Annotated in this window: 20 protein-coding genes and 2 tRNA genes; 8 read left to right on the forward strand and 14 right to left on the reverse strand. The window is 40.7% G+C overall.

The annotated features are described in order from the left end of the window. The first annotated feature begins 279 nt into the window (after positions 1–279). Entirely contained in the window at positions 280–2,808 is a 2,529-nt protein-coding gene (locus QEP08_RS18100; protein ID WP_285060042.1) for an NACHT domain-containing protein, read from the forward strand. 60 nt (positions 2,809–2,868) lie between these two features. Here the strand turns inward: QEP08_RS18100 and QEP08_RS18105 are convergent, their stop codons facing one another. From QEP08_RS18105 to QEP08_RS18115, 3 genes are all read right to left on the reverse strand, one after another. Continuing rightward, on the reverse strand, positions 2,869–4,464 hold the full coding sequence (locus QEP08_RS18105) for a S8 family peptidase (protein WP_285060043.1): 1,596 nt from the start codon (positions 4,462–4,464) through the stop codon (positions 2,869–2,871). A gap of 142 nt (positions 4,465–4,606) precedes the next feature. After that, positions 4,607–5,044, reverse strand: a complete 438-nt coding sequence (locus QEP08_RS18110; RefSeq protein WP_285060044.1) for an RrF2 family transcriptional regulator — start codon at positions 5,042–5,044, stop codon at positions 4,607–4,609. Between the two features lie 208 nt (positions 5,045–5,252). Then, entirely contained in the window at positions 5,253–5,759 is a 507-nt protein-coding gene (locus tag QEP08_RS18115; protein ID WP_285060045.1) for a GbsR/MarR family transcriptional regulator, read from the reverse strand. A gap of 154 nt (positions 5,760–5,913) precedes the next feature. Here QEP08_RS18115 and QEP08_RS18120 point away from each other — a divergent pair, with 154 nt between their 5' ends. Then, the gene (locus QEP08_RS18120) at positions 5,914–7,242 is read left to right on the forward strand and encodes a sigma-54-dependent transcriptional regulator (protein WP_285060046.1); all 1,329 of its coding nucleotides are present in this window, start codon (positions 5,914–5,916) and stop codon (positions 7,240–7,242) included. Here QEP08_RS18120 and QEP08_RS18125 read toward each other — a convergent pair. The 3 genes from QEP08_RS18125 to QEP08_RS18135 all read right to left on the reverse strand — a co-directional run bounded on the left by QEP08_RS18125 (position 7,227) and on the right by QEP08_RS18135 (position 11,535). Continuing rightward, positions 7,227–9,698: an ATP-binding protein gene (locus QEP08_RS18125; RefSeq protein ID WP_285060047.1), complete on the reverse strand. Its 2,472-nt coding sequence runs from the start codon at positions 9,696–9,698 to the stop codon at positions 7,227–7,229. The genes QEP08_RS18120 and QEP08_RS18125 overlap by 16 nt on opposite strands. A 117-nt stretch (positions 9,699–9,815) precedes the next feature. Further along, positions 9,816–10,796 (reverse strand): GlxA family transcriptional regulator, encoded by a 981-nt coding sequence (locus QEP08_RS18130; protein ID WP_285060048.1) that lies wholly within the window; start codon positions 10,794–10,796, stop codon positions 9,816–9,818. Positions 10,797–10,815: 19 nt separating this feature from the next. Next, complete coding sequence (locus QEP08_RS18135) at positions 10,816–11,535, reverse strand: 3-keto-disaccharide hydrolase (RefSeq protein ID WP_285060049.1); 720 nt, start codon at positions 11,533–11,535, stop codon at positions 10,816–10,818. 109 nt (positions 11,536–11,644) lie between these two features. On the opposite strand from QEP08_RS18135, the gene QEP08_RS18140 reads away from it, so the two are divergent. Further along, a complete protein-coding gene (locus tag QEP08_RS18140; RefSeq protein WP_285060050.1) occupies positions 11,645–12,772 on the forward strand; it encodes a formylglycine-generating enzyme family protein in 1,128 nt (375 codons plus the stop codon). A 254-nt stretch (positions 12,773–13,026) separates the two neighbouring features. Here the strand turns inward: QEP08_RS18140 and QEP08_RS18145 are convergent, their stop codons facing one another. The 6 genes from QEP08_RS18145 to QEP08_RS18170 all read right to left on the reverse strand — a co-directional run bounded on the left by QEP08_RS18145 (position 13,027) and on the right by QEP08_RS18170 (position 16,227). Beyond that, positions 13,027–13,434: a PIN domain-containing protein gene (locus tag QEP08_RS18145; protein WP_285060051.1), complete on the reverse strand. Its 408-nt coding sequence runs from the start codon at positions 13,432–13,434 to the stop codon at positions 13,027–13,029. A 17-nt stretch (positions 13,435–13,451) separates the two neighbouring features. Next, positions 13,452–13,697, reverse strand: a complete 246-nt coding sequence (locus QEP08_RS18150; protein ID WP_285060053.1) for a DUF6364 family protein — start codon at positions 13,695–13,697, stop codon at positions 13,452–13,454. Between the two features lie 281 nt (positions 13,698–13,978). Further along, positions 13,979–14,812: an NAD-dependent epimerase/dehydratase family protein gene (locus QEP08_RS18155; RefSeq protein ID WP_285060054.1), complete on the reverse strand. Its 834-nt coding sequence runs from the start codon at positions 14,810–14,812 to the stop codon at positions 13,979–13,981. A gap of 63 nt (positions 14,813–14,875) precedes the next feature. Continuing rightward, positions 14,876–15,727 (reverse strand): helix-turn-helix domain-containing protein, encoded by an 852-nt coding sequence (locus tag QEP08_RS18160; RefSeq protein WP_285060055.1) that lies wholly within the window; start codon positions 15,725–15,727, stop codon positions 14,876–14,878. A 311-nt stretch (positions 15,728–16,038) separates the two neighbouring features. Continuing rightward, positions 16,039–16,110, reverse strand: a tRNA-Glu gene (locus tag QEP08_RS18165). 44 nt (positions 16,111–16,154) lie between these two features. Then, positions 16,155–16,227: transfer RNA gene (locus QEP08_RS18170), tRNA-Met, on the reverse strand. Between the two features lie 110 nt (positions 16,228–16,337). Between QEP08_RS18170 and era the strand changes: the two genes are divergently transcribed. Together era and der are read left to right on the forward strand one after the other, a co-directional pair. Beyond that, positions 16,338–17,216 carry a GTPase Era gene (gene era / locus QEP08_RS18175; RefSeq protein ID WP_285060056.1) on the forward strand — a complete coding sequence of 293 codons (879 nt, stop codon included), beginning with the start codon at positions 16,338–16,340 and terminating at the stop codon, positions 17,214–17,216. Positions 17,217–17,263: 47 nt separating this feature from the next. After that, on the forward strand, positions 17,264–18,565 hold the full coding sequence (der, locus tag QEP08_RS18180) for a ribosome biogenesis GTPase Der (RefSeq protein ID WP_285060057.1): 1,302 nt from the start codon (positions 17,264–17,266) through the stop codon (positions 18,563–18,565). A gap of 2 nt (positions 18,566–18,567) precedes the next feature. On the opposite strand, the gene QEP08_RS18185 is transcribed toward der, so the two are convergent. Beyond that, complete coding sequence (locus tag QEP08_RS18185; protein WP_285060058.1) at positions 18,568–20,145, reverse strand: S41 family peptidase; 1,578 nt, start codon at positions 20,143–20,145, stop codon at positions 18,568–18,570. A 367-nt stretch (positions 20,146–20,512) separates the two neighbouring features. Between QEP08_RS18185 and murQ the strand changes: the two genes are divergently transcribed. From murQ to QEP08_RS18200, 3 genes are read left to right on the forward strand one after another with little or no spacing between them, the layout of a single operon-like run. Further along, a complete protein-coding gene (gene murQ, locus QEP08_RS18190; protein WP_285060059.1) occupies positions 20,513–21,319 on the forward strand; it encodes an N-acetylmuramic acid 6-phosphate etherase in 807 nt (268 codons plus the stop codon). A 10-nt stretch (positions 21,320–21,329) separates the two neighbouring features. After that, positions 21,330–21,899: a hypothetical protein gene (locus QEP08_RS18195; RefSeq protein ID WP_285060060.1), complete on the forward strand. Its 570-nt coding sequence runs from the start codon at positions 21,330–21,332 to the stop codon at positions 21,897–21,899. A 49-nt stretch (positions 21,900–21,948) separates the two neighbouring features. Beyond that, the gene (locus QEP08_RS18200; protein WP_285060061.1) at positions 21,949–22,710 is read left to right on the forward strand and encodes a Bax inhibitor-1/YccA family protein; all 762 of its coding nucleotides are present in this window, start codon (positions 21,949–21,951) and stop codon (positions 22,708–22,710) included. A gap of 278 nt (positions 22,711–22,988) precedes the next feature. Here QEP08_RS18200 and QEP08_RS18205 read toward each other — a convergent pair whose 3' ends face one another. Continuing rightward, positions 22,989–23,633, reverse strand: coding sequence for a DUF6266 family protein (locus QEP08_RS18205; RefSeq protein WP_285060063.1), 645 nt, complete (start codon positions 23,631–23,633; stop codon positions 22,989–22,991). Positions 23,634–23,675 lie beyond the last annotated feature (42 nt).

Here is a 23,675-nt window from a genome sequence, read left to right on the forward strand (position 1 = left end):
ATATACTTGGTACAATTTTAATCATAGATTGGAAGGTAATCTCCGTTCGAATTGTTCATTTAAGCCCTCGACCATTCAGCTCGTTATTCATTTTATTCATTTTTACAGGGGCAACCTATAGATCCGAGGCGGGCTAAATGATAATCATCTGTAAATAAGCTGATTAACCACTCATTCCTCTCTTCATTCATTTTTGACCAATATCTTAGCCTTCTATCTTCTTATTTAAAGCATTATATTCGTTATGTTCAAGAATTTAACGCTCAACTGCAATGCTGTATGGATGAAACATTTATCTTAAATGAACTTAAAAGCTTAATTCTTACAAAAACAGGAATTAAAACGATTACTCCTGCTGATTGTAAAAGAATATCTATTGAGATTAGCAAAACATTAAATAAGAATGTAAGCGAAACGACAATTAAAAGACTATTTGGTTTTGCTATGGTTAAGCACAACTTTTCAAAGTTCACCTTAACAACTCTTTCAGAATATGTAAATGACGAATACCTGGAAACCAGCGTGGCAAATACAGGTATAACACATAATACTCCCAGGAGCTGGAAAGACATACATGATAAAGCATGCAAGATTTCTGAATTCACGATAAAGGCCATCAAGAACCGCTCAGGAATGCCTTATGAAATGACTATAAGCAGGAAATTCAGCGAACACGACTTTGAGATATTTTATAAAAGTGACTATAGCTTCACCAGTTACATTTCTCAGCCGGGTTATGGCAGAAGTATCCTGTTAAGTCATTTAGGAGAAAAATTGATGAGCAATGATCGTTCGTTATTCAATGATTCTACCCTATTATTCACTACCACAAGTACGCTTTATACCAACGAAAAAATCTCGCTAAATTTTGAGGATCAACTTAAAGCTCAGCTTGGCATCCAGCCTAAAGATAGTCTGATTACTTATGCTGCCGACAACTATGAATTATCAGGAGGAAAATTAGTAATCTTTCTTGATGGCTTTTCTGATATTGAATTGAAAAGGGATCTTAAAAAGCAGCTATTTGACAGCATTATTAATTTCATTTGCGCTATTGAAAACAATAAGGCCATAAAACTGGTGATGAGTATGAGATCCACAACCTGGGTCCGGTTTTATAATGAGATAAGGCATTCTGCCTATCTTAAAACAAAATGGTTTCCCGGGAGTTATTTCAATTTAAACGAACTTTCCAATGTTCCGCCACTTACTGAAAAGGAAGTTGACCAGATCATCTCAAAGATCATCCCGTTACGTGAAACTGAAATAAATCCAAAGCTAAAAGATCAATTAAAATTTCCATTTCATATACAGTTATACTATCAATTAAAAAAAGAAGATCCAAATTTTCATTACTCAACAAACATTACATTTTATGAACTGATATTCAGACTCATCCAGAATCAAATCTATCGGGCAAATTACTACACTGAAAAAATCTTATTTCTAAAAAAGGTTATCTTACTAACAGACTTTGGGAAAAACGGAAGTTCAGTATTAAAGGATGACCTGATCAGTGACTTGCTGGCATTTAAGAATGCCTATATGGAGTTATTATCTGACGGAATATTGATGGAGGAAAAAAGTAACGAAGAGTTTCATCCCAAAGAGCATGTAAAATTTATTCACCCGCATATCTTTGAATATTTCCTATTCATAGAAATACTGGAAAAATTTAATTTAAAAATCGATCGCTCCTATTTTGACTTTATTAACCGTGAATATAAAAATGAGACTACCCGATTTCAATTATTACAATGGACGATTAGATTCATTGTAAGAATAGGTGACTTCAAATCTCTCCCACTAATTTTTGATCTCGAGCTGAATAATTATGAAAGAAACTATCTAATTTTATTTATTGCAGAAAACTTACATTATAGGTCTAAAAATAATCCCGAGACAAACAGCATACTGCATGAACATAAATTTCATGATACAATAATCAAAGAACTGATGAACTTTGATTTTGTTGATTCATTCTATAAAGAAGCGGTTTCAGTCCTGATTAAGATCACAGATGATGAGGAAAATCTTTTGATCTATAATTCGTTATTATCTATGTTTGATATGCTAAGTTTAAATACGGATCAGATCAAAAATAGAATTGCCATTCTGTCTAAGCTATCATCCGGTAATTGGTTAGTCCCCCCCCACCGGATCAGTCAGTTAGTTTACAATAAAATAACCGGGACTAATGAGGTAAACGAATCTTTTCTGAATGACATCCAAAAATTGATTTCCTCACAAACTTCAGAGGAAATAACCATCGAACAGGCCATCTCCTATGTCCTAATGATTCTTTTAAGCTTGTTCTATGATTACCAGGAAGAAACGATCAAAATCGTTACATTAATCTCAAATCAGCATCCAAAAATCTTCACAAACAGATCTCAGTTTTCAATATTCATGATCAGTATACTGGCTTTTACTAATTCCATATCAAACCCAGGAAAAAAAACAGATCAGCTTGAAAATATATTGGCGATGTTAGATGAGGACAAGTCCAGATATAGAATTAATAAATACACCGAAGTAATTATAAAATTAATTCAGGCAAATCAATTGAAAATAAAAAAAGACTACACCACATCATATCAATATTGCCTCGATTGCCTTCAAATCTTTAAAAGGAATAATTTAAATCTCAATTGCATTTATGTATACAATTTAATAATTGAGATCTTTACCGAACTGGGAGATGTGACAAAAGCCAATGATTATAAGTATGACATGTTGTGTTTTATTGAAGACAATAAAATATCCAACAAGTTCTACATTCTGACAAACGAACCAAAGAAGTTTTAAACGAGCTATCGTTCATTAAATAATTAATTAACGATAGCCCGAAAAAGATTAACCTGCGGGCTACCTCTTGTATTCCGAAGCTAGCTTCAATGCATTAAATGCATTAACGATACCTCCTGAAACACATAAATCTGAAAACAAAACTGTTTTACTCCCCGAATCGTCTTTTATAGTAACCGGCTGCTCAACTTTAACAACTGATTTCATGATAATATCCTTCACTTCAGCGGCCTTAAGTTTCGGATAATATGAGCGGATTAACGCCGCAAGACCAGCAACAACCGGTGCCGCCATACTCGTTCCGTTAAACTTCTCATATTTTGAGTCAGGAACAGTTGAATTTATATTTACTCCCGGAGCAAATACATCTACTGTTGTCTTTCCATAATTCGAGAAACTTGCTTTTATACTTCCATCATTCAACCATCCCGAAGCGCCAACGGTAATCCAGGTAGATGCAACTCCACCATCAAGATATCTCGGATCAGGGAAATTTTTCTCGACTTCCAAATTATTGTTATCATTCCCGGCGGCATGTACGAGAAGTACATCTTTCGATACTGCATATTTTACGGCTTCGTCTACTACGGCCTTATCCCAGGAATAAGACTTACCAAAACTCATATTTATTACCTTTGCTCCGTTATCCACCGCATACCTTATTGAATTGGCTACGTCTTTGTCTCTCTCGTCACCATTTGGAGTACATCTGACGGCCATAATCTCTACATTGTCAGCTACACCCTTTATCCCCAGATCATTATTACGTATGCCCCCAATAATTCCCGAAACATGAGAGCCGTGCCTCGCATCCGGTCCCTTTACATCATTATTCCCGTAAAATTTCTCTTTGCTATCGTTTGGATTATCTCCTACAATTGGCCTTGGGTCGTACCCGGTATTTAAATTAAAATCAACCTGTGATTTATAATGTTCATAGCCAGCTAAGATTTGCGCCTTATAAAAATCCTGGAAAGTAGATTTCTGCAATTGCTGTAACATTATCCGCTGCAAGTTCTCCTCCTTTGCATCTGCAGGTTTAAGGGCTTTAAAATCTTCGAGTGTTGGATTTTCCTTACCCATTTTTTTCACCAGTTCATCTATAGCCATCTTTATACCCGAAAACTGCTCGAGACCACCCTTAGCTTCTGCTAGTTCTTTCTCAAGTTCAGCTTTGTTCTTTTTGTAATCTTCAAATGCAGTAAGGTCCGCAGGAGCTACAGATGTAGCGTCCGAGCCGGCAAACTTTGCACTATCGCGGCGAACCAGGCGGGTTAGTTCCAAAGTTTCATAATTAATGGATCCTTTAGCGGATCCTAAAAAATTCCATCCGTTAATATCATCTGCATAGCCATTTCTCCCTTCATCTTTACCATTACCTGGTTTTTCTTTTTTATTAATCCAGATTACAGATTTAAGATCCTCATGGCCAACATCAACTCCTCCATCAAGAACAGCTACAATTACTTTTGCAGATTTCTTACCTTTTAATAATTCAGCATACGCTTTTTCAGTACTGATTCCAAAAGAGGAATCTGCTTTTAAATCCAGGTTTTGCCAATTTGGCTTCTGCGCAACTGATAAAAAAGGAAGACCGAAAACTAAACAAAATGTCAATACTTTACTTCTAAAAATATTCGTTTTTTTATCTATCATATCTAATAAGTTTATACAAAGTTAATGAAATAAACATCAAACAGTAAAATAACAATAAGCGATAATCACCATTAAGAAATGAAAAAGCCAGATAAGATAAACATCTGGCTTTGTACAATATGAATTTCTAATTCTAAAGCATTTAATTCGTTTGCACATTATCTGTTTCCCGTGAAATTACATCAGCTATAGAGGTGGCGGACAAAACATTAAGGGTTGCGTTTCTTACGTCAATAAACGTCTTTCTAATGCCACAGGTCACCTCATCATGACATTCATCGCACTTTCGGTAAAATTTTAGACTTGCACATGGCACCATAGCAATCGGACCATCCGTTATCCTTAAAATATCCGCCAGAAAAATATCCTTAGGGTCTTTATTCAAACTATAACCGCCCCCTGCTCCCTTTTTACTATATAGATATCCGGCATTACGCATATCCAGTAAAATTTGTTCCAGAAATTTTCTGGGTATCATTTCCTGTTGAGCCAGTCTTACTATTTGCATAGGTGGATTCCCGGTGTTTTTACCGAGGGCGACCAAAGCTTTTATCGCATATTTTGTTTTCTTGGACAGCATCTAACAAATTTAAGAAAAGATTTAGGTATTAGTAATAAAAAACATATCACTACAGGTCAATTTAATAATTCTAAAATCAAATATTCATTTTTGAATCATTTTATTGGCAAAAGATCTTACCTCCTTCTTTCTTCAGGATTTATCGTTAAATATAGTATCCGGTGATCCGAATACCAAGAAATATTAAACTTTCAAAATACACTGAAAACTATTTAAAAATCTTAAAAATCGAGCTCCAAAACCAGCTCTCTTCCGCTTTGAGCATTGTTTCAAGTGTTTTATTCACATTTTTAGCCAGTTTATTAATGTCCTTAACGGTAGTCTTAAAAGTTTTAAAATCACGACTTTTGTCGTCACCTTTAGCCTCTGACAATTCATTTAAAAGCTTAATTATAGGATCCAGCTCTCTTTTTTTACGCTCTTTTGCCACCTGTCTTGCAATGTTCCATGTGTTTTTATCCGCAAAAAAGTATTCTTTCCGCTCACCAGGCTTATGTTGTTTCTCTATAAGTCCCCAGCCTATCAAATCCCTCAGGTTCATATTCGCATTACCCCTGGAAATATTTAGTTCTGACATAATATCTTCAGTGGTAAGGGCATCCGCAGACACTAATAATAATGCATGGACCTGGGCCATAGTCCTGTTTATACCCCATTCGGATCCAAGTTTACCCCATGCTTCAATAAATTTCAATTTTCCTTCAGCCAATTCCATATCCAAATATATAGCGAAATACTAATCTTTCAAAAACTACTGAATAAACAATTATATTTATGTTAATTCGTTTTGACAGTAAAGGATTAATGATGTAATCCTGATATTTTTAGCTACCCTTTTTGTACTTTTGTTAATCAGCTACAAAGTCCCTATGATTAAAATACTCATTATTGAAGATGACCTGACTTTCTCCCAAATATTGGAGGGCTTTTTAAATAAACACGGGTATAAGACTATGCTAAGTAACGACGTAAAGAAGAGTTTAGCAATCGTTGAAAGCCAACATCCCGATCTTCTACTTGTTGATTACCGTTTACCTGATGGCACAGGGCTTGATGTGCTTTCCTATCTCCGCGAAAATGGCCTGCCACAGCCAATGATCATTATGACAAGCTTTAATGATGTTAGAACCGCTGTAAAGTCAATTCAGATGGGAGCATTTGATTACATCACTAAACCTGTAAATCCTGATGAACTGCTGATGATCATAAAGGAGGCAACAGATAAACGAAAACCGGTAAATAATTCCAAAACAATTGAAAACAGTGACGCGATCAAAGGTAAAAGCGCTATCGCGGATAAACTCTATGAACACATCAACCTGGTAGCTCCTACAGATATGTCTGTTATTATACAAGGCGAGAGCGGCACAGGAAAAGAATATGCCGCAAGGACCCTTCATATGCAAAGCAAACGAAAATCTATGCCCTTTGTGGCCATTGACTGCGGAGCACTTTCAAAGGAGCTTGCTGCCAGCGAGCTCTTCGGCCATGTTAAAGGTGCATTTACCGGAGCTTTAACCGATAAAAAAGGACAATTTGAAGTTGCAGGCGGAGGGACATTATTTCTTGATGAGGTGGGGAATTTGAGCTATGAGGTCCAGGTAAAACTTCTGAGGGCTCTGCAGGAGAAAACCATACAGCCGGTTGGCAGTACCAAATCTATAAAGGCAGATGTCCGTATCATCACAGCAACTAATGATGACCTTAAGACAAATGTAAGTAACGGAACATTCAGAGAAGACCTTTACCACAGACTGAATGAATTTAAAATACAATTACCGGCATTACGTAACCGTGGAAAGGACCTGGATCTCTTTATTAAGCATTTCGTATCACTTTCAAACAAAGAACTGCAAAAAAATGTTCAGCACATTTCTCAATCTGCAATGGAGCTTCTCCTACAATATGACTGGCCTGGCAATCTGCGTGAATTAAAAAATGTCATTAAGAGAATGGTGCTGCTTACAACTGGTGACACTGCAGATATCGAAACACTGCCGGATGAAATGATCATCGCGGTGCACAAAGAGTCCCGGCCTCTTGGCTCTGATCTCAAAGCAATTAATGAGATTAATGAAAAAGCCTTAATTCTGGAAACACTCTTAAAAGTCAGGTACAACAAATCAAAAGCCGCTAAGCTGTTAAACATTGACAGAAAGACACTTTATAGTAAAATGGAACGCTATGAAATTGAGTAGCACAATTGGTTAAGTTTCTTCAACAGCAGCAAAATATCCTGCTTCAGCTTATCGGTTAAAATAACACTTTGTCCCAATTCTATTTCACACATTCTAAAGGCAGCAGACAGGTCCTTTGACCCGATTTGAGCTATTCTTCCGGCAAGTCTGTGAATAATTAACCGGATGATGTCCACATCAGACTTTGCTAAAGCTTTTTTAATTTCTATATCATCACTATTACAGTCCTCCTTAAATCTCAAAAGCACTTTATTAAGCTGCTCTTCATCCCCATAGGTCATCTTTCTCAGTGCAGTGAGATCAAGATCCTGACCCTGGTAAGCCGGTTGGTCTTCATCCGTACCCGCAGAAAGAGCAGACAAAAGCTCTACTTCCCTAAAAGGTTTCATCACCAATCCATCAAAACCGTTCTTAAGTAAGAATTCTCTTTCATCAGGCAATACCTGCGCAGTGATGGCAAATATTTTTACCGGATCTTTGATCTTTTCTCTAAGAACCCGGCAAAGTTTAATTCCATCCATTTCAGGCATTCTGATGTCCATCAAAATATATTTTACAGAATCATCCCATTGCTCGTTTAAAAGTGCTGAAGGCGCATTAAAACTCTTATAATCTATTTTATTCTTTCTGAGAATAATTCCGCACAGATCGAGTATCAACTGGTCGTCATCTACGATCCAGACCTTTCCCGATGGCAGCTTAGGTTTTGAAATCTGTATAGCCCTGGCATCAGAATCTCCGGCCGCGGTAAAAGTAAGATATACCGTGAACACACTTCCAATCCCCAATTTACTTTTCACGTAAATACGGCCTCCCTGACTCTCAATAAGAGACTTGACAATTGTTAACCCCAGCCCTGTTCCCTTGTGGCTTGCTTCATCATTTTGAATTGCGCCGCCCTGTTCAAATTCATTAAAAATTTGCTCACATTCTGCTTCAGAAAGTCCAATACCGGTATCTTTTACTTTAAATGTAAAATGCAGATCATCATTTTTCCTTTTGTAAAATGATGACAATACAACTTCACCTGAATGGGTAAATTTAATGGCGTTGCTAAGCAGGTTATATAATATTTGTTTGAGTCTGAATTGGTCACCATTGACATAGTCAATCCCTTTGAAGTCAAAATCCGTGACCAAATTCAGCGACTTTAATTCCGCCTGCGCACGCATGCCTGAAACCACTTCATCCATCAGTTTCCTGATATCGAAAGGGGCATTGGAAAATGTAAATTTTCCTGAGGTGATCCGGTTGTAGTCTAAAATTTCATTTACGATCTGTAACAAATGTTCAGAAGACCGGGATATAGCCTCGATATGTTTATGCTGTGGCTGCTCGTCATGTCTGATAATATCTGCGTAGCCAATTATTGATTGAAGAGGGGTCCTGATCTCATGACTCATGTTGGACAGGAAGCGCTGCTTCGCCTTACCATGATATTCGGCTTCATCTTTGGCCCGTTCAAGCTCATTTCTATAGCGTCCGCTTCGTGCAATATCAGTTAAGATCAAATATAAAAGTAAGCCAGTTAAAACCACAAAGACCAGCATAATTATACCAATTGTTGTGATCCCGGTAGTCACAACTTTCTTCGCCTGGCCACCGCTTATTTCAATTTGACTAAGGACTTCATTTTCAACTTTTCTGAGCACATCAAGCATTTGAGTGATCAGGACGTTATTCGCATTTGCCAGCTCAGCTTCCCTGTTTAGAAAGCTGGCGTTATTTCTCCGCTGTTCATCTGCAATCACCTGAATTGACTGCTCCAGATTTTTAGCCATAGTATCCTCAGCAGACAATGCAATGGTGTCGCGCTTGATCTTTTCTTCACTGACAATTTTAATTGATTTATCACCCTCAGACTTTTTCCTTCCAAAAATTTTACCAAAAAAACTTCTTGATTTTTCTTCTGTAGGGTAAATTGTAGTAGTAGAGGTTTTTTCTTCCGTAGCCAGCAAAGTACTATCTGCCTGGGCTGCTCTTTTGGCTACGATACTATTCATGTTTTTTACCTGTTCAGCAAAAGACTTATTACTAATCAGGCGTTCTCTGACTTTTAAATAATTCGCGAACTGTTTGTCCCTTTCGGCTAAAAGCCTTTTGATTACCTTTATACGTGCCAGCTGAACCGAATCATGAGCATAGAGAAATCCAAGAGTATCCAAGACCCTTTTTAGTTGGCCCGACTCTTTAAAGCCTCTACGATAACTCTCCGGATTATTAAGTGCCTGACCTTTTTGAAGTTGGTCAAGAGTGCCGATTTTACGGGATATGACATTTACAATCCGCAATCTTTCACTGGGAGCTGAAATATTTTCAACTGTTTCCAGCATTTCATTAAATGCTACCTTACTTACCCCCCATGCCATGAATAGGGAAAAACAGGCAAGCAGTAAGGCAATGATTACTTTGCTTTTTGTTGCCTTTACAAAACTATTTCTGGGGGCGCTGGTCATTTAAACTTCTCCATATAACGATAAGTTTCAATGTATATTACCACATTGATTTCTGCACATCAATATCAGGAACAGTGAAACTGGTCAACTGTTTTTAAATCAGTTAAACCCGGGGAGTTACAATACAGCGATTTCGCGGTTATATTTTGTTCTGTACTGAATTGGAGAAAGCCCCGTAATTCTCTTAAATGTGGTGCGAAAAGCCTTGGTATCGGTGTAACCAACCTTGTACATCACCTCGTTGACATTCTCACGAGAAGATTCAAGGCTAACCTTCGCCGCCTCCATTTTTACGCGCTGAATATATTCTACAATTGTATTCGAGGTCGCTTTTTTAAATCGTCTTTCCAGGTTTCTTCTCCCTATGGCCTGCATTGCAGCCAGCTGATCAATAGTAATTTTCTCCTTAAAATTATTCTCAATAAATTCCTGGATTTTCTTTATCGGTTCATCTTCATGTTCCTTCTGGCCCTGGAAAATGGTGAAAGACAATTGGTTTTCTCTATCAAGCTCAATAGCAAAAACTTTAGCCGAGAGCACTGCGATATCTCTCCCGGCATATTTTTCAATAAGGTATAAGATCAGGTTCAAATAAGAAAAAGCACCACCACTAGAATAAATACCCTGTTCATCCGTAATTATTTTCTCTGTAACAAGCGTCACATCCGGAAACATTCTTCTAAAATCGTTCTCAGCCAACCAGTGAGTAGCACATTTACGTCCGTTTACTAAACCGGTCGAAGCAAGCAAAAAAGCCCCGAGACAAAGACTGGCCACCTCTGATCCACCACGATACTGGGCTACGATCCATGGAATAAAATCTTTATTTTTCTCAATAGCTTCATTAATTTCACCATCAATTGCAGGAATTATAATCAAGTCCGTTTTACCTGCATCTTTTATTGTAACATCAGTATTTACAGTAAACAATCCGCCGCTTACCAAGGTTTCATTAGACAATCCGACAAGCTGAACTTTGAACAACGGGGGCTGACCTTTAGCTTTATAAAATTCGTTAACCTGACTAAACAACTGCCTTGAGCCTTCAAGGCTACCCAATATAGCTCCTTTCGGAACAAGGATTGAAATGTGTTTCATAAATTCTGTTTACTAACTATTACAACGGCAGGATTTTAATATTTCTCCATTGACTGGAACCCGGATGCTCCTGCAAGGCAATTTTTCCTTTGGCCACCTTAGCAAAATCAGCAAAAGCCGGACTTTTAAATTTGCTGTTAGCTACCAGCTTATTCCATTCTTCACTTCCTATCTGACCTTCAAAAGTTTTAATACCATTTAAATAAAACGTCAGGTGCCCTTTATTTTGGATCAGTCTGACTTTATTCCATTCTCCCACTGGTACTGGTTTGGAAACTGTAGCATCCCCGGACATGTCGTACAAGCAGCCTGCAAGGTGGTTCTCTTTTTTATTATCACTTGCGTCAATATTGTCCAGCACCTGCATCTCCGGCCCTGTTAAATAAGTTGCCCCGTATTTAGGATCTTCCTGAATATTGAATATGATACCACTATTACTTCCTTTAGCAACTTTCCACTCCAAATTGAGTTCATAGTTTTCGTAAATATCATTGGTGACAATATCACCGCCACCACTCCTTGGTTTCGTCTGGTCAAACACCAGTGCGCCGTCGACCACCTGCCACTTCGAGCCAACAGTATCCCTCAGATAGGTGTGCCAGCCCTTAGTAGTTTTGCCGTCAAATAATAATTTCCAGCCTTGTTTCTTTTCTTGTTTGGTCAGGGTATTCGGCGTTTGCGCTACAACAGCACCGCTCAGCAATGCAAAAGCAGTAAAAACAATTAGTGTTTTTTTCATAAATTTCATAATTTGTGCGTACTAAGGTAATAAATAATCTAATTCCTAAGATGGATACTAAATCGATTTTTTAACTCCCTTCAGAATCTAACTATATCTTCCTTAAGCGATGAAAAATATATACCTGTTTTTTTATTTGTTCCCTTTAACGTCAGTTCTTTCCTGCCAGCCAAACGCGAAAGAAAAAATGCAATCGGCAGGCAAAGCCGATTCTCTGGCGAACTGCTCCAGCAACCTTCCAAAACGCTATGGAAGTGTTCCGGATCAGGCCAGCGTTACTTCAAATAAAGCAAGTTACAAAGGCATGGTCCTCATACCTGCCGGAACGTTTACAATGGGAGCTTCAGACAATGACGGCAGAACTGACGAGTATCCGCAGCACAAAGTGCAATTGTCTGCTTTCTGGATAGATGCCACAGAAGTAACCAATGCCAGTTTTAGCAAATTTGTTAAAGCCACGGGGTACATTACCACCGCAGAGCGCAAGCCGGATTGGGAAGAAATCAAAAAACAGGTTCCCCCGGGCACCCCTAAACCACATGACAGTATCCTGGTTGCCGCTTCACTTGTTTTTAAAGCGCCCGGAAAAATCAGCGATCTGGACAACGTCTCACAATGGTGGAAATGGCAGAAGGGAGCTGACTGGAAGCATCCTAAGGGCCCCGGCAGCAGTATCAAAGGCAAAGACAACTATCCGGTCGTGCATATCTCCTGGGACGATGCAATGGCTTACTGTAAATGGTCCGGGAAAAGACTACCTACGGAAGCTGAATGGGAGTATGCAAGCCGCGGTGGCTTGCCGGATGCAGCCTATCCATGGGGAAATGAGGATATAGAAAAAGGCGCAAGCAAAGCCAATACCTGGCAGGGCAACTTTCCGGTCAAAAACACAAGTTGGGACGGGTTTTACGAGCTTGCCCCGACCATGCAATTTAAAGCAAACGGCTATGGCCTTTATGACATGTCCGGTAATGTCTGGGAATGGTGCAGTGACTGGTACAGACCCGATTATTACAAAACCGATGAAGGCAAAACGAGTATAAACCCTCCCGGACCAGCGGGCAGTTTTGATCCAATGGAACCGGCGATTCCAAAAAGAGTGGTCCGAGGCGGTTCATTTATGTGTCATTCATCTTACTGCAAAGGTTACCGGGTGAGCTCCAGAATGAAATCATCAGCAGATACCGGATTGGAAAATACCGGCTTCCGCTGCGTAGTATCGGCAAATCCAAATTAAGCCAGATCCTATTGAGGGTTCACTATACCCCGAAAATTTGCATTTGACTGTTTGACATATAGAACTCCTAAATCTAATGTTGTCGTTGACACCACCTTATTGATTATAGAGAAATGGAAGGCATAAAAAAAGGGAAAGAAGGTGATTTAAAACCTCTTTCCCTTGTCGTAGCCCAAGCGTTACACTTGTCGAACACTTTTCGGGACGATTTAATGCTTTTGGCTGCTATTGGAGATGATCCAACGACCTAAATGCTACAAACCGCTCAAGCTAGCTAGCGCTTCAGCAGGTGTAAAAACAGCAAGCTTACTTTTTTTAAAGTCTTTGGTATTTCTAGTCACAATAAAATCCAAATCTGGAATACTTAATGCACTGTGATATTGTATGGCATCTTCATAATCTTTGAAGTCCGTTTTAAGCGACTGGCGAATAACCGAATCTGTCACGTCTGTTATTTCCGTAATCTCAGCCAGTTCTTCCAGTAATTTCAACGTGGCATTTCCAGTCATAGATTGACGAAGAATATAGTAAATGTTATTATAGGAAACAGCAGCAATAAAAATCCTAACCTTTCCATTTACAGCAAGATCAAAAATTTTAGCAGCATCCATAGCAAAAGGCTGCCGGTTTGCCAAAAAATCAATAACAATATTGGTGTCCATGAAAATAAGTTTCATGCTCAACCGTGCTTCTTTATCAATGCCTTACCAAGCTCCTTTTTATAATCGAAATCCTCAGGTAGTTTAACTGATCCCATTAGTTTGGCAACCCTTGGTGACAATGCCTGTTTAGGCTCTTCGGAGGCACTGATAGATTTTAGGTAATTTTCTACGATATCGGATAAACTTTTTCCTTTTTGACGAGCATATTTTTTAGCTGAATCAATTACTGTATCCTCTATTGTTAATGTGAGCTTAGTCGTCATAGCACGTGTGATTAATAAATCAAATATACGTGTTTTAATTTCAAAAAGGAATGTGTAAATAAAAAAGCCTTCAGAAATCTGAAGGCTCTCTTAATAATTTTCATGAAATAGACTCCCATGTTGTTCCCAAGGTGGGAGATTATGTAGCGTGCCCGGGAAATTCTTTGAACATTTGTTCACCTTTCTGCCTTTTTTTCAGATATCGTGAACGAGGTTATCATTCAATGACAAGGAATAGTATCGTCAGTAAACGAAAATTTCAACTTCCTGATCAAGTGCGTTTATAAAATATCCAGATCTCTGGCTACATAATAGCTGGGCACCAGTGGCCTGAAACCAATTTCTCGCAGTTTCGAAACATCCATAATGCCCTCAAACGGATCGGCGAGCGAGCCAGCGTTTCCGTCAAATATCTCGGTGGCCTTTCCTACAGAATCTGCTAACTCATATAAAGTGATCGGGGCATCGTCCGCAATATTAAAGATCTCGCCTTTAAGTCCCTCCTGTTTCAATAATAAGAATAATCCTTGCGCTACATCCAGGTGATGCACCATGTGCATCCTCGAACCGGGGTGGCGTTTCCAGTTTTTCAATATCGGCATAATCTCTTCAATATGAGGGTCATTATCTCCATAAACAAAACCTAAACGCAGTACGCGTACATCCAGGTCAAGATTTAGCAATTCTTGTTCTGCAGCTATCTTGCTGGACGAATAAGCTCTGGGATCATTAATATCAACGATATCGTCTTCTTTGGCCGGATGGTCATAACCTGAACTATAGACATTGCTGGTGCTTACAAAAACAAATCGTTTAACACCTGCTGCTATTGCAGTCCGGGCTAAAGCGACCGTGCCGGTATGATTGGTCTTGACGATGCCTTCGTTATCTGTAAAGGTCCGGAATAAAGCTGCTAAGTGAATCACCGCGTCTATACCTGCTACTGCAGGTGGCAAAGTGTCTGGGTCATAGAGATCGCCAACTACCACTTTAGCTCCCGGTAATGCTTTAGCCGCATCCCTTACCAATATAGTAACGTCATAACCTTTCGCTATCAAATGGGGAACAAACCTGCTCCCAACCTTTCCTGTTGCTCCTGTAACTAAAATTTTCATAAAGCAAAGTTCAGGTTAAAAAAGGAGCTCTGTTAATGACAATCAAACCAATAATTATGATTTTCAAACCTTTCGAAAATAACTGGGTGTACTTCCGGTAATCCGCTTAAAGTAGTTATTGAAATAAGCCGGGTACTCAAAACCTAAGGCATAAGCGATATCGGCTACACTCCATTCTGTATGCTTTAAAAGTGCTTTTGCTTCAGCTGTGATACGTGTGGCAATATGTGCCGAGGTAGGTTTGCCCGTTACTGCTTTTACAGCGCGATTTAAATAATTTACATGTACCGAAAGCCCGGCCGCAAAATCCTGCGCTGTCCGTAACCGCAACGGATCGTTACTGCGCTCGATTGGAAATTGCCTTTCCAGCAGGTCCATAAACAGGTGCGTGATACGGCTCGCCCCATTTTTAAATAGCGCAGTTTGTTGTGATGGTTGTATCCGTAAGGCTTCGTGAATGACCAATGCGATACAGCTTTTGATCAGATCGGCTTTATGAGGGTAGTCTCCGTTGTAGGCGGTCAGCATTTTACGGAAGATGCTGCGTATAAACGTGGCTTGTTCATCATTGAGGGGGATGACCGGATTATCTCCGACACTGAATAGTGGCGAGTCCTGTATTTCCCGGCTGTTCATGAATGTTTCGGTAAATATGCACGCGTAGCCACTGGTGCGGTTAACGCGGCGAACAATGGAATGAGGAACTTTTGGATTGACAAAAAAGAGGACGGTTCCTTTGATTTCTACTAGTTGGCCGCCATAGTCGATCGTCATGTCACCATTCACCAGGCCCATTTTATAAAAATCACGCCGGCCGGCCCTCACCGGTACATCTATCGACGCGGATAGCTCATGCACTTTAAAACCCTTTAGTTTTAACTCTTCCCAACTCAATCCGGGAATTCCTGTTTCCATCTGACAAAGTTAAGAAATCAAACTTTTTATATCACGCCAGAACTCGGTAAAGTTACCAGCGAACCTTTTTCAGGTCCGGTTTTTCCGATACATTTCTGAAAAATCATGCTATTCTTTTGCCGATGAAGGCATCAATTTTTATTCAAAAATGTCGATCTGGGGTGAATGAGAACTGAACTCTCAAAAGCGCTTTAATTTATTGATTTTCAGTTATTTGATAAATTTGCAGAAATTTAAGCTATTTGGAAAATAATCCATTTTAACGTAAAAACCGCTAATAATCAAGTTATTAACGGTTTTTATAATTTATGTAGCCCGTAGGGGAATCGAACCCCTGTTTCCAGAATGAAAATCTGGCGTCCTCACCCCTAGACGAACGGGCCATTTAAGATTGCCTCAGTCTGTTAAAACTGCGAACCTTTTTAGGTAGCGGGGACCAGACTCGAACTGATGACCTTCGGGTTATGAGCCCGACGAGCTACCAACTGCTCCACCCCGCACTATATACAATTCGTTTTGTTTCGTTAAATGTTTAACTCTTGTTCCGAATTGGAATGCAAAGATATAATTCGTTTCTTTGTGGTGCAAATTTATTTTAAAAAATATTTTTATGTCTCATAAAGCAGGTTTTGTAAGTATCATCGGTAAGCCAAATGCAGGGAAATCGACCTTAATGAATGCCCTGGTGGGCGAAAAACTTTCCATCATCACTCCTAAAGCGCAGACAACCAGGCACCGTATTCTTGGAATTGTCAATGAAGACGCCTATCAAATTGTTTTTTCTGACACGCCGGGAATCATAAAACCACGATACGAACTCCAGAATTCTATGATGAGTTCTGTAAAAGGCTCAATAACCGACGCAGATTTAATCCTCTTTGTTACAGACATTAACGAACAATACGACGAAAACGACGTACTGGAAAAAATCATCAACACCACCATTCCACTCATTGTACTGATCAACAAAATTGACAATGCGACACAGGAACAGGTAGAAGAAAAAATAAACTTCTGGCAAGAGCAGTTAAACCCAAAACACATCTTTGCCATTTCGGCTTTGCAGAAATACAACCTGGACGGCATCATGAACATTGTACTGGATTACCTGCCCGAGCACGCTCCCTTTTACGACAAAGAAGACCTGACAGACCGCAACCAGCGCTTCTTTGTATCAGAGATCATCCGCGAAAAGATCTTCAACAACTATCAAAAGGAAATTCCATACAGCACCGAAGTGGTCATCACTGCATTTAAAGAAGAAGAAACTATTACCCGCATCAGTGCCGAGATCATCGTAGAACGCGACTCTCAAAAAAATATCCTGATCGGCAAAGGCGGGGCCAGCCTTAAAAAAGTCGGTACCGAAGCCCGCAAAGACATCGAAAAATTCCTGGACCAAAAAGTATTTTTAGAGACTTTTGTAAAAGTGATCCCCGACTGGAGAAGCAAAAAGAACTACTTAAAAGGTTTCGGGTACGAAAATTAAGCTTACCTTTGCAACCCCTTAATAATTAATACCATTCACAATACACCATGAGTAACATAATTGCAATCGTCGGAAGACCAAACGTAGGCAAATCTACCCTCTTTAACCGCTTAACTGAAAGCCGTAAAGCCATCGTTGACGATTTTAGCGGTGTTACACGCGACCGTCATTATGGCTCCGCAGAATGGACAGACAAACAATTTACAGTGATCGACACCGGAGGCTATGTAGCAAACTCTGAAGATGTTTTTGAAACTGCCATACGTGAACAGGTAATCATAGCGATCGAAGAAGCAACAGTACTGTTGTTCATGGTCGATGTAACCACAGGCATTACAGACCTCGATGATGAAATTGCCCAATTGTTAAGGAGGAGTAAAAAGCCGGTTTTCACCATTGTAAACAAGGTAGACAATACCCAATTGCAAAACGAGGCAGCAGTGTTCTACGGATTTGGCCTGGGAGAGATTTACCCCATTTCTTCCATGACAGGTTCTGGTACAGGAGACCTGCTCGACGACGTCATCACCCATTTTGAAGACCTCCCGGAAGAAGAGAATGCTTTACCAAAGATCACGATTGTTGGCCGTCCCAATGTAGGTAAATCTTCCCTGATCAACGCATTGATCGGTAAGGACAGAAATATCGTGACTCCCATTGCCGGAACAACACGTGATTCCATTCATATCCACTACAACCAATTTGGTCATGAATTCATGTTCATTGACACTGCAGGTCTGCGCAAAAAGACCAAAGTAAAAGAAAACATTGAATTTTATTCCGTTATGCGGACTATTAAGGCGCTGGAGGAAGCCGATGTGGTTGTCCTGATGGTAGATGCCATGGAAGGATTGGAATCGCAGGACGTCAATATATTTCACCTCGCAGAAAAGAACAAAAAAGGAATTGTCATTTTGGTCAACAAATGGGACCTTGTCGAAAAGAATAGCAAGACCATCAACGTATTTGAAGAGCAGATCCGTCAAAAACTACAGCCTTTCACCGATGTGCCGATCCTATTTACCTCAGTAGTCAACAAACAGCGTATTTTTCAGGCTATAGAAAAGGCTTTGGAAGTTTTTAAGAACAGAGGCAAGAAGATCCCTACCTCCAGGCTGAACGATGTGATGCTGCCGATCATTGAAAAGTATCCGCCACCGGCATTAAAAGGAAAATACATCAAAGTAAAATACATCACCCAGATCAACGGAACCTCACCCATGTTTGCTTTCTTCTGCAATCTTCCCCAATACATCAAGGAACCATATAAACGGTTTATAGAAAACAAGCTAAGAGAGAACTTTGACTTTAGCGGAGTACCGATCCAGATCTATTTCAGACAGAAATAATACTATTGCAAGCTTGTTAAAGCTTGCTTTACAACAGGATCACTTAGGTTGACCGCCTTATAATAGCCTGCCTCTCCCAAATGATACTTACATAAAAGAACCTTCAGGTCGTTTAAGATCACCGTCTTTGAGGACAGCAGCTGCTTTGCATCCACGATAATGTTCTCCCGTTGTACGTACTTCACGAAATCCCTGAAGTCAGTCTCATTGATTGCAAAACCGGCCAGGTTCTGCTCTATAAAAGAAGCCGTGTATCTATTTGCCAGGACATCATATACAAAATCCGGAAGCACCCGTTTTTCAGCCAGTTTAGCATAAAAATTGTTGTATCCCGCAGTATCCACTTTCACATAAATATCCGGCTGGATGCCGCCGCCTACAAAAGCTTTGCTTTTTATACTGTCCTTTCCGGCGAGCCTCTTTGAATTGGTCATCTCCCCATCACTGTACCTGTTCCCGATCTCATCCTGATAGGCCTTATATCCACTTTTATAGGATTTCTGAATGCTCCGGCCCGATGGCGTATAATACCTTGCAATGGTCAGGTTCAGGGCCGATCCGTCCCCAAAAGGAAACTGTTCCTGCACCAAACCTTTTCCAAATGAACGCCTTCCTATGATGATCCCTCTGTTCAGGTCCTGTACAGCCCCGGCCAGTATTTCACTTGCCGAAGCCGAATTCTCATTGATCAGCACCGCCAGCTTACCTTCCTCAAACTCACCCCCGCCGGTAGCCACATAATCCGTGCGCGGTTCATGCTTGCCTTCAGTATATACGATCAGCGCATTTTCCTGAAGGATCTGGTTTGCCAGGCCGGTTGCAGCAGTAAGGTATCCGCCACCATTGTCACGCAGATCAAGCACCAGTTTTTTCATACCGTTCACTTTCAATGACCTGATAGACTCAACAAAATCTTTATCTGTCTCCGCACCAAATTTGCTGATCCTGATATAACCTACATCATTGGCCAGCATATACGAAGCGTCAATGCTGCTCACCTTCACCCTGTCGCGTTTTATAGTGAGTACCACCGCTTCATTATTTCCCGGGTGCATGATGGTCAGCTTCACCGGAGTCCCCTTCTTACCCTTAATCTTTCCAACCATCTGTTCCCGCGGCAATGCCTTTCCGCTAACAAAAATGGTGTCTATTTTCAGGATCTTGTCACCCTGTTTAATACCCGCCGCATAAGCCGGTCCGTCTTTGATCACATCAGTAACCAGCAAAGTATCTTTCAGAATATAATACTCTATCCCTATCCCATCAAAATTTCCGCCCAGGCTTTCTTTGAGTTCACTGGCTTTTGCAGGAGGTAAATAGACGCTGTGCGGATCCAGTTTGTGCAGCAAACTGTCAATAGGCAAATGGTTGAGACTATCTGCATTTACCTCATCAACGTAGTTTTTATTGATGATATGGATAATTTCATCCACCTTTTCAGCGTTATTGTCTGCGTACCGTTCGCTTTTAAACTGATAACCCTGGTCCTTCAAAAACCGGTAGCCCATAAACATCCCGCCTATCAGTGTTATGGAATAAGTGAGCGCAATCAGGATATTATAACGGGTATTCTTTTTCATGGATCAAAAGCACTGTAAAGTTAAGTAATTACAGGCTCATTTAATTAATTAACCCCTATGATTTTTAATTGTTTCATAATTTTTACGGCTTTTACACCAAATATTACCTGATGTTGATCTTTTCAGGGGCAAATTCTCTTTTCTCAAGTCGAAAAAGCGCTGTTTCAGGATCGAAGGTCATGGATAATTAATCATTTTAAAACTATCCCTAAATCACCAAAAACTAACTGATTCTCTTATTATTTCTCCTTTAAAAAGAAAATAACGAATTTTAACAAACCATTATAAGCTTTACAAATTACAAATAGATAAATTTGCAGACAATGGCTTCCTAGCAAGTAAATATTAACCAAGGAAAAATAGAACGATGATAAGAGTAACCGAGCAAGAGTCGAAGTACAACGACATAGACCAAATGTCTGTATTGGAAATTCTGAAAGGCATAAATGATGAAGACAAGACCGTACCTCAGGCTGTAGAGAAAGTGATCCCTCAGATAGAGAAACTGGCATCAGCAGTAGCAGAGCGAATGATCAGTGGCGGCAGGTTATTTTATATCGGAGCCGGCACCAGCGGCCGTCTGGGTGTAGTAGACGCCTCAGAGTGCCCCCCTACATTCGGCGTACCGTTTGACTGGGTGGTAGGTATCATTGCCGGCGGCGATACCGCGATCAGAAAGGCAGTAGAAAACGCAGAAGATGATGCAGAACAGGCATGGACCGATCTGCAGGAATTTAAGATCAATGAGAAAGACTGCCTGATCGGACTGGCTGCCTCAGGCACTACTCCATACGTTATAGGCGGCCTGAATACCGCACGTAAGCACGGCATCCTCACAGGATGTATCGTATGCAACGAAGGCGGGCCCATCGCCAAAGAAAGCGACTTCCCGGTTGAAGTAGTCGTAGGCCCCGAATTCCTGACAGGATCAACCCGCATGAAATCAGGCACAGCCCAAAAACTGGTGCTGAATATGCTGAGCACTACCGTAATGATCAGACTGGGCCGTGTAAAAGGAAACAAAATGGTAGACATGCAGCTGACCAATCATAAACTGGTAGACCGCGGCACGCAAATGGTGATGGACGAACTGAACATAGACCATGACCATGCCGCCGACCTGCTGATCCGCTACGGAAGTGTACGAAAGGCAGTAGAAGCCAGCAATAAATAGACTTTTTTTTATGCACGAAATAGAACCTTTTTATCTCTGGAGGGATGATTATATAGCAGCAGAGGATGAGCGTTCGCCCTTTTACAATACAGAGTATTCTGAATTCTATTTCGACAAGCAGCTCTATAATTTCCTGATCCACCCCCAATGGGACGACTTTGGCTCCAGCACCATGTACATCAAAGTGCTGTATGCCGATTATGACCGCAATTATGCCATTATCGAGCTTATTGGCGAATGGAATGACGCCATCAGCAATGACATCATGATGCTCAAAAGGGAGATCATCGAGCTGATGATAGACGAGGGCATCAACAAATTTATATTGATCGGTGAAAATGTCCTCAACTTCCATTCCTCGGAAGACAGCTATTACGAAGAATGGTTTCAGGACGTGGACGAAGGCTGGATTACAGGCATCAACTTCCAGGAACACGTCATCAATGAATTCAGGAACAACAACATCGATTACTACATTAACTTTGGCGGCCAGCTTGACGATTTGGCATGGCGTGCGCTCAAACCGCTTCAATTCTTCAAAAAAGTTGAAGAAATCCTGACAAAAAGACTAGGGGCATAGCTTTTGCAGATGTCAAAGTATTACTATCTTTAAATAAATTTTAAACGAAATGGATAACAACAATAATTTTGACTGGTCACAAAAATCTGTTTTTGTACAGGAACAAACAGGTGGTGTTGCTAAAAGATTCTTTGCAAACGTGTTTTTATGGATGTTCGTCGCTTTAGGCATATCTACATTAGCAGCAGTATTCATGGCAAACACTCCCGCTGCTATGGATTATATTGTAAGGACCAATGAATTTGGCAAAAGCGGAATGACAGCATTGGGCTATATCGCGACTTTTGCCCCACTGGGACTTGTGCTTCTGATGGGCGCAGGGTTCAGCCGTCTTTCTTACGGTGCATTGCTGGGCGTATTTATCCTGTTCTCACTTTTATTGGGGATCAGTTTGAGTACTATCTTATTAATTTACACCGCCGGATCAGTAGTGGCTTGTTTTGCTGCAGCTGCAGGGATATTTGGCATCATGGCTATCCTGGGATATACAACAGACACAGACCTGAGTAAATTCGGCCCCATATTGATGGTCGGAGTTGTCGGGCTGGTGATTGCCAGTGTAATCAACTGGTTCCTCAAAAGTGCCCAGTTTGACTATATCATGAGTTTCTTCGGTGTAGCCATCTTCACGGCTTTAACCGCATACGACGTTCAGAAACTGAAACGCATTGGTGCAGGCATTGAAGAAAACGGAAGCCAGATTGCTGCAGCAGAAAGTGGAAAACTGGCCATCATGGGTGCACTTTCCCTGTATCTTGACTTTATCAACATCTTCCTGTTCTTATTGAGAATCTTCGGAGGAAGGAAATAAGCGAAGGGATAAAATAAAATTCCAATAAAAAGGCGGCACCTTAATCGGGTAGCCGCCTTTTTTCTGTCCTTTCCCCCCTTCCCCAAGTTTCATCGGGCGAATTGTTGTTCTCAATTTGTTGTTAGAGAAAAACCAGGCGTTCTCAGAGAAGACATAGGACTCTGTGCGCAGTTTACATCTGTTCTTTGATTTTTTTTCATCGGTGATGTAGCTATTGCTTCGCAATGGTCAGCGCGCTAGGCCCAGTCTTCGAAGAGTAATGCCCGGTTTTTCACAAATTACTGAACAACCGTCGCCAGCTGAAACTGACTCGTACTTACATCCTTTTGATCAGCACTCAAAAATGACAAATACGGATACACCGTATCACCACTCCACATCGCCGGTACAGCCAGGTCATAAGACAAATCAGACCTTACCGCATCACCAACCGATACCGCCCAGCCCTGCTTCGCCGGGTTGTACACAATCAGTACCAGCTGATCAGTCGGCTCGCCTTTGAAAGTCGCAGGAATAGCCGCCGACCACGAAAAGTCCAGTTGCGCATCCACAGTCGTTGCCAAAACAGGACTTGCAGCCTCAGCCAGGTTACCACGGCTGAACAGCACCTTCGCATAATCGATGGTAAACAACGGCGCCACACCCGTCACCGCGTTGTTCAGATTGTACTTCACCGCAGCATTCCAGGCACTCATCTTCGCATCATAGTCCTCAAACCCGAACCTGATAAAAGGGCCCATCCTCTTTAGCCAGCCAGTCATTAAAGTTAATTTCAGCTGAGTAGCCAGCTGTGCCTCAGTCGGCGTTCTGTTGCCCCTTGCAGGTCGCATAGCAAGCACATTTTTTCCGCGAACCCTACGGCCCACGTGGTTTCCGACCCTGCCAATCAGGTCATAGTCGATACCTCCAGTTAAAAATCCCATCGTTTCTTGTTTTTAGATGGTTCATTGTTGTTTTACCTCATC

Source organism: Pedobacter ginsengisoli (genome assembly GCF_030244015.1).
GTDB classification, from domain to species: Bacteria; Bacteroidota; Bacteroidia; order Sphingobacteriales; family Sphingobacteriaceae; genus Pedobacter; species Pedobacter ginsengisoli.

Bases quoted from the DNA above. Each gene is read 5' to 3' on its own strand.
- QEP08_RS18100 (WP_285060042.1), top strand. From the start codon at position 280: ATGGATGAAACATTTATCTTAAATGAACTTAAAAGCTTAATTCTTACA.
- QEP08_RS18105 (WP_285060043.1), bottom strand. From the start codon at position 4,464: ATGATAGATAAAAAAACGAATATTTTTAGAAGTAAAGTATTGACATTT.
- QEP08_RS18110 (WP_285060044.1), bottom strand. From the start codon at position 5,044: ATGCTGTCCAAGAAAACAAAATATGCGATAAAAGCTTTGGTCGCCCTC.
- QEP08_RS18115 (WP_285060045.1), bottom strand. From the start codon at position 5,759: ATGGAATTGGCTGAAGGAAAATTGAAATTTATTGAAGCATGGGGTAAA.
- QEP08_RS18120 (WP_285060046.1), top strand. From the start codon at position 5,914: ATGATTAAAATACTCATTATTGAAGATGACCTGACTTTCTCCCAAATA.
- QEP08_RS18125 (WP_285060047.1), bottom strand. From the start codon at position 9,698: ATGACCAGCGCCCCCAGAAATAGTTTTGTAAAGGCAACAAAAAGCAAA.
- QEP08_RS18130 (WP_285060048.1), bottom strand. From the start codon at position 10,796: ATGAAACACATTTCAATCCTTGTTCCGAAAGGAGCTATATTGGGTAGC.
- QEP08_RS18135 (WP_285060049.1), bottom strand. From the start codon at position 11,535: ATGAAAAAAACACTAATTGTTTTTACTGCTTTTGCATTGCTGAGCGGT.
- QEP08_RS18140 (WP_285060050.1), top strand. From the start codon at position 11,645: ATGAAAAATATATACCTGTTTTTTTATTTGTTCCCTTTAACGTCAGTT.
- QEP08_RS18145 (WP_285060051.1), bottom strand. From the start codon at position 13,434: ATGGACACCAATATTGTTATTGATTTTTTGGCAAACCGGCAGCCTTTT.
- QEP08_RS18150 (WP_285060053.1), bottom strand. From the start codon at position 13,697: ATGACGACTAAGCTCACATTAACAATAGAGGATACAGTAATTGATTCA.
- QEP08_RS18155 (WP_285060054.1), bottom strand. From the start codon at position 14,812: ATGAAAATTTTAGTTACAGGAGCAACAGGAAAGGTTGGGAGCAGGTTT.
- QEP08_RS18160 (WP_285060055.1), bottom strand. From the start codon at position 15,727: ATGGAAACAGGAATTCCCGGATTGAGTTGGGAAGAGTTAAAACTAAAG.
- era (WP_285060056.1), top strand. From the start codon at position 16,338: ATGTCTCATAAAGCAGGTTTTGTAAGTATCATCGGTAAGCCAAATGCA.
- der (WP_285060057.1), top strand. From the start codon at position 17,264: ATGAGTAACATAATTGCAATCGTCGGAAGACCAAACGTAGGCAAATCT.
- QEP08_RS18185 (WP_285060058.1), bottom strand. From the start codon at position 20,145: ATGAAAAAGAATACCCGTTATAATATCCTGATTGCGCTCACTTATTCC.
- murQ (WP_285060059.1), top strand. From the start codon at position 20,513: ATGATAAGAGTAACCGAGCAAGAGTCGAAGTACAACGACATAGACCAA.
- QEP08_RS18195 (WP_285060060.1), top strand. From the start codon at position 21,330: ATGCACGAAATAGAACCTTTTTATCTCTGGAGGGATGATTATATAGCA.
- QEP08_RS18200 (WP_285060061.1), top strand. From the start codon at position 21,949: ATGGATAACAACAATAATTTTGACTGGTCACAAAAATCTGTTTTTGTA.
- QEP08_RS18205 (WP_285060063.1), bottom strand. From the start codon at position 23,633: ATGGGATTTTTAACTGGAGGTATCGACTATGACCTGATTGGCAGGGTC.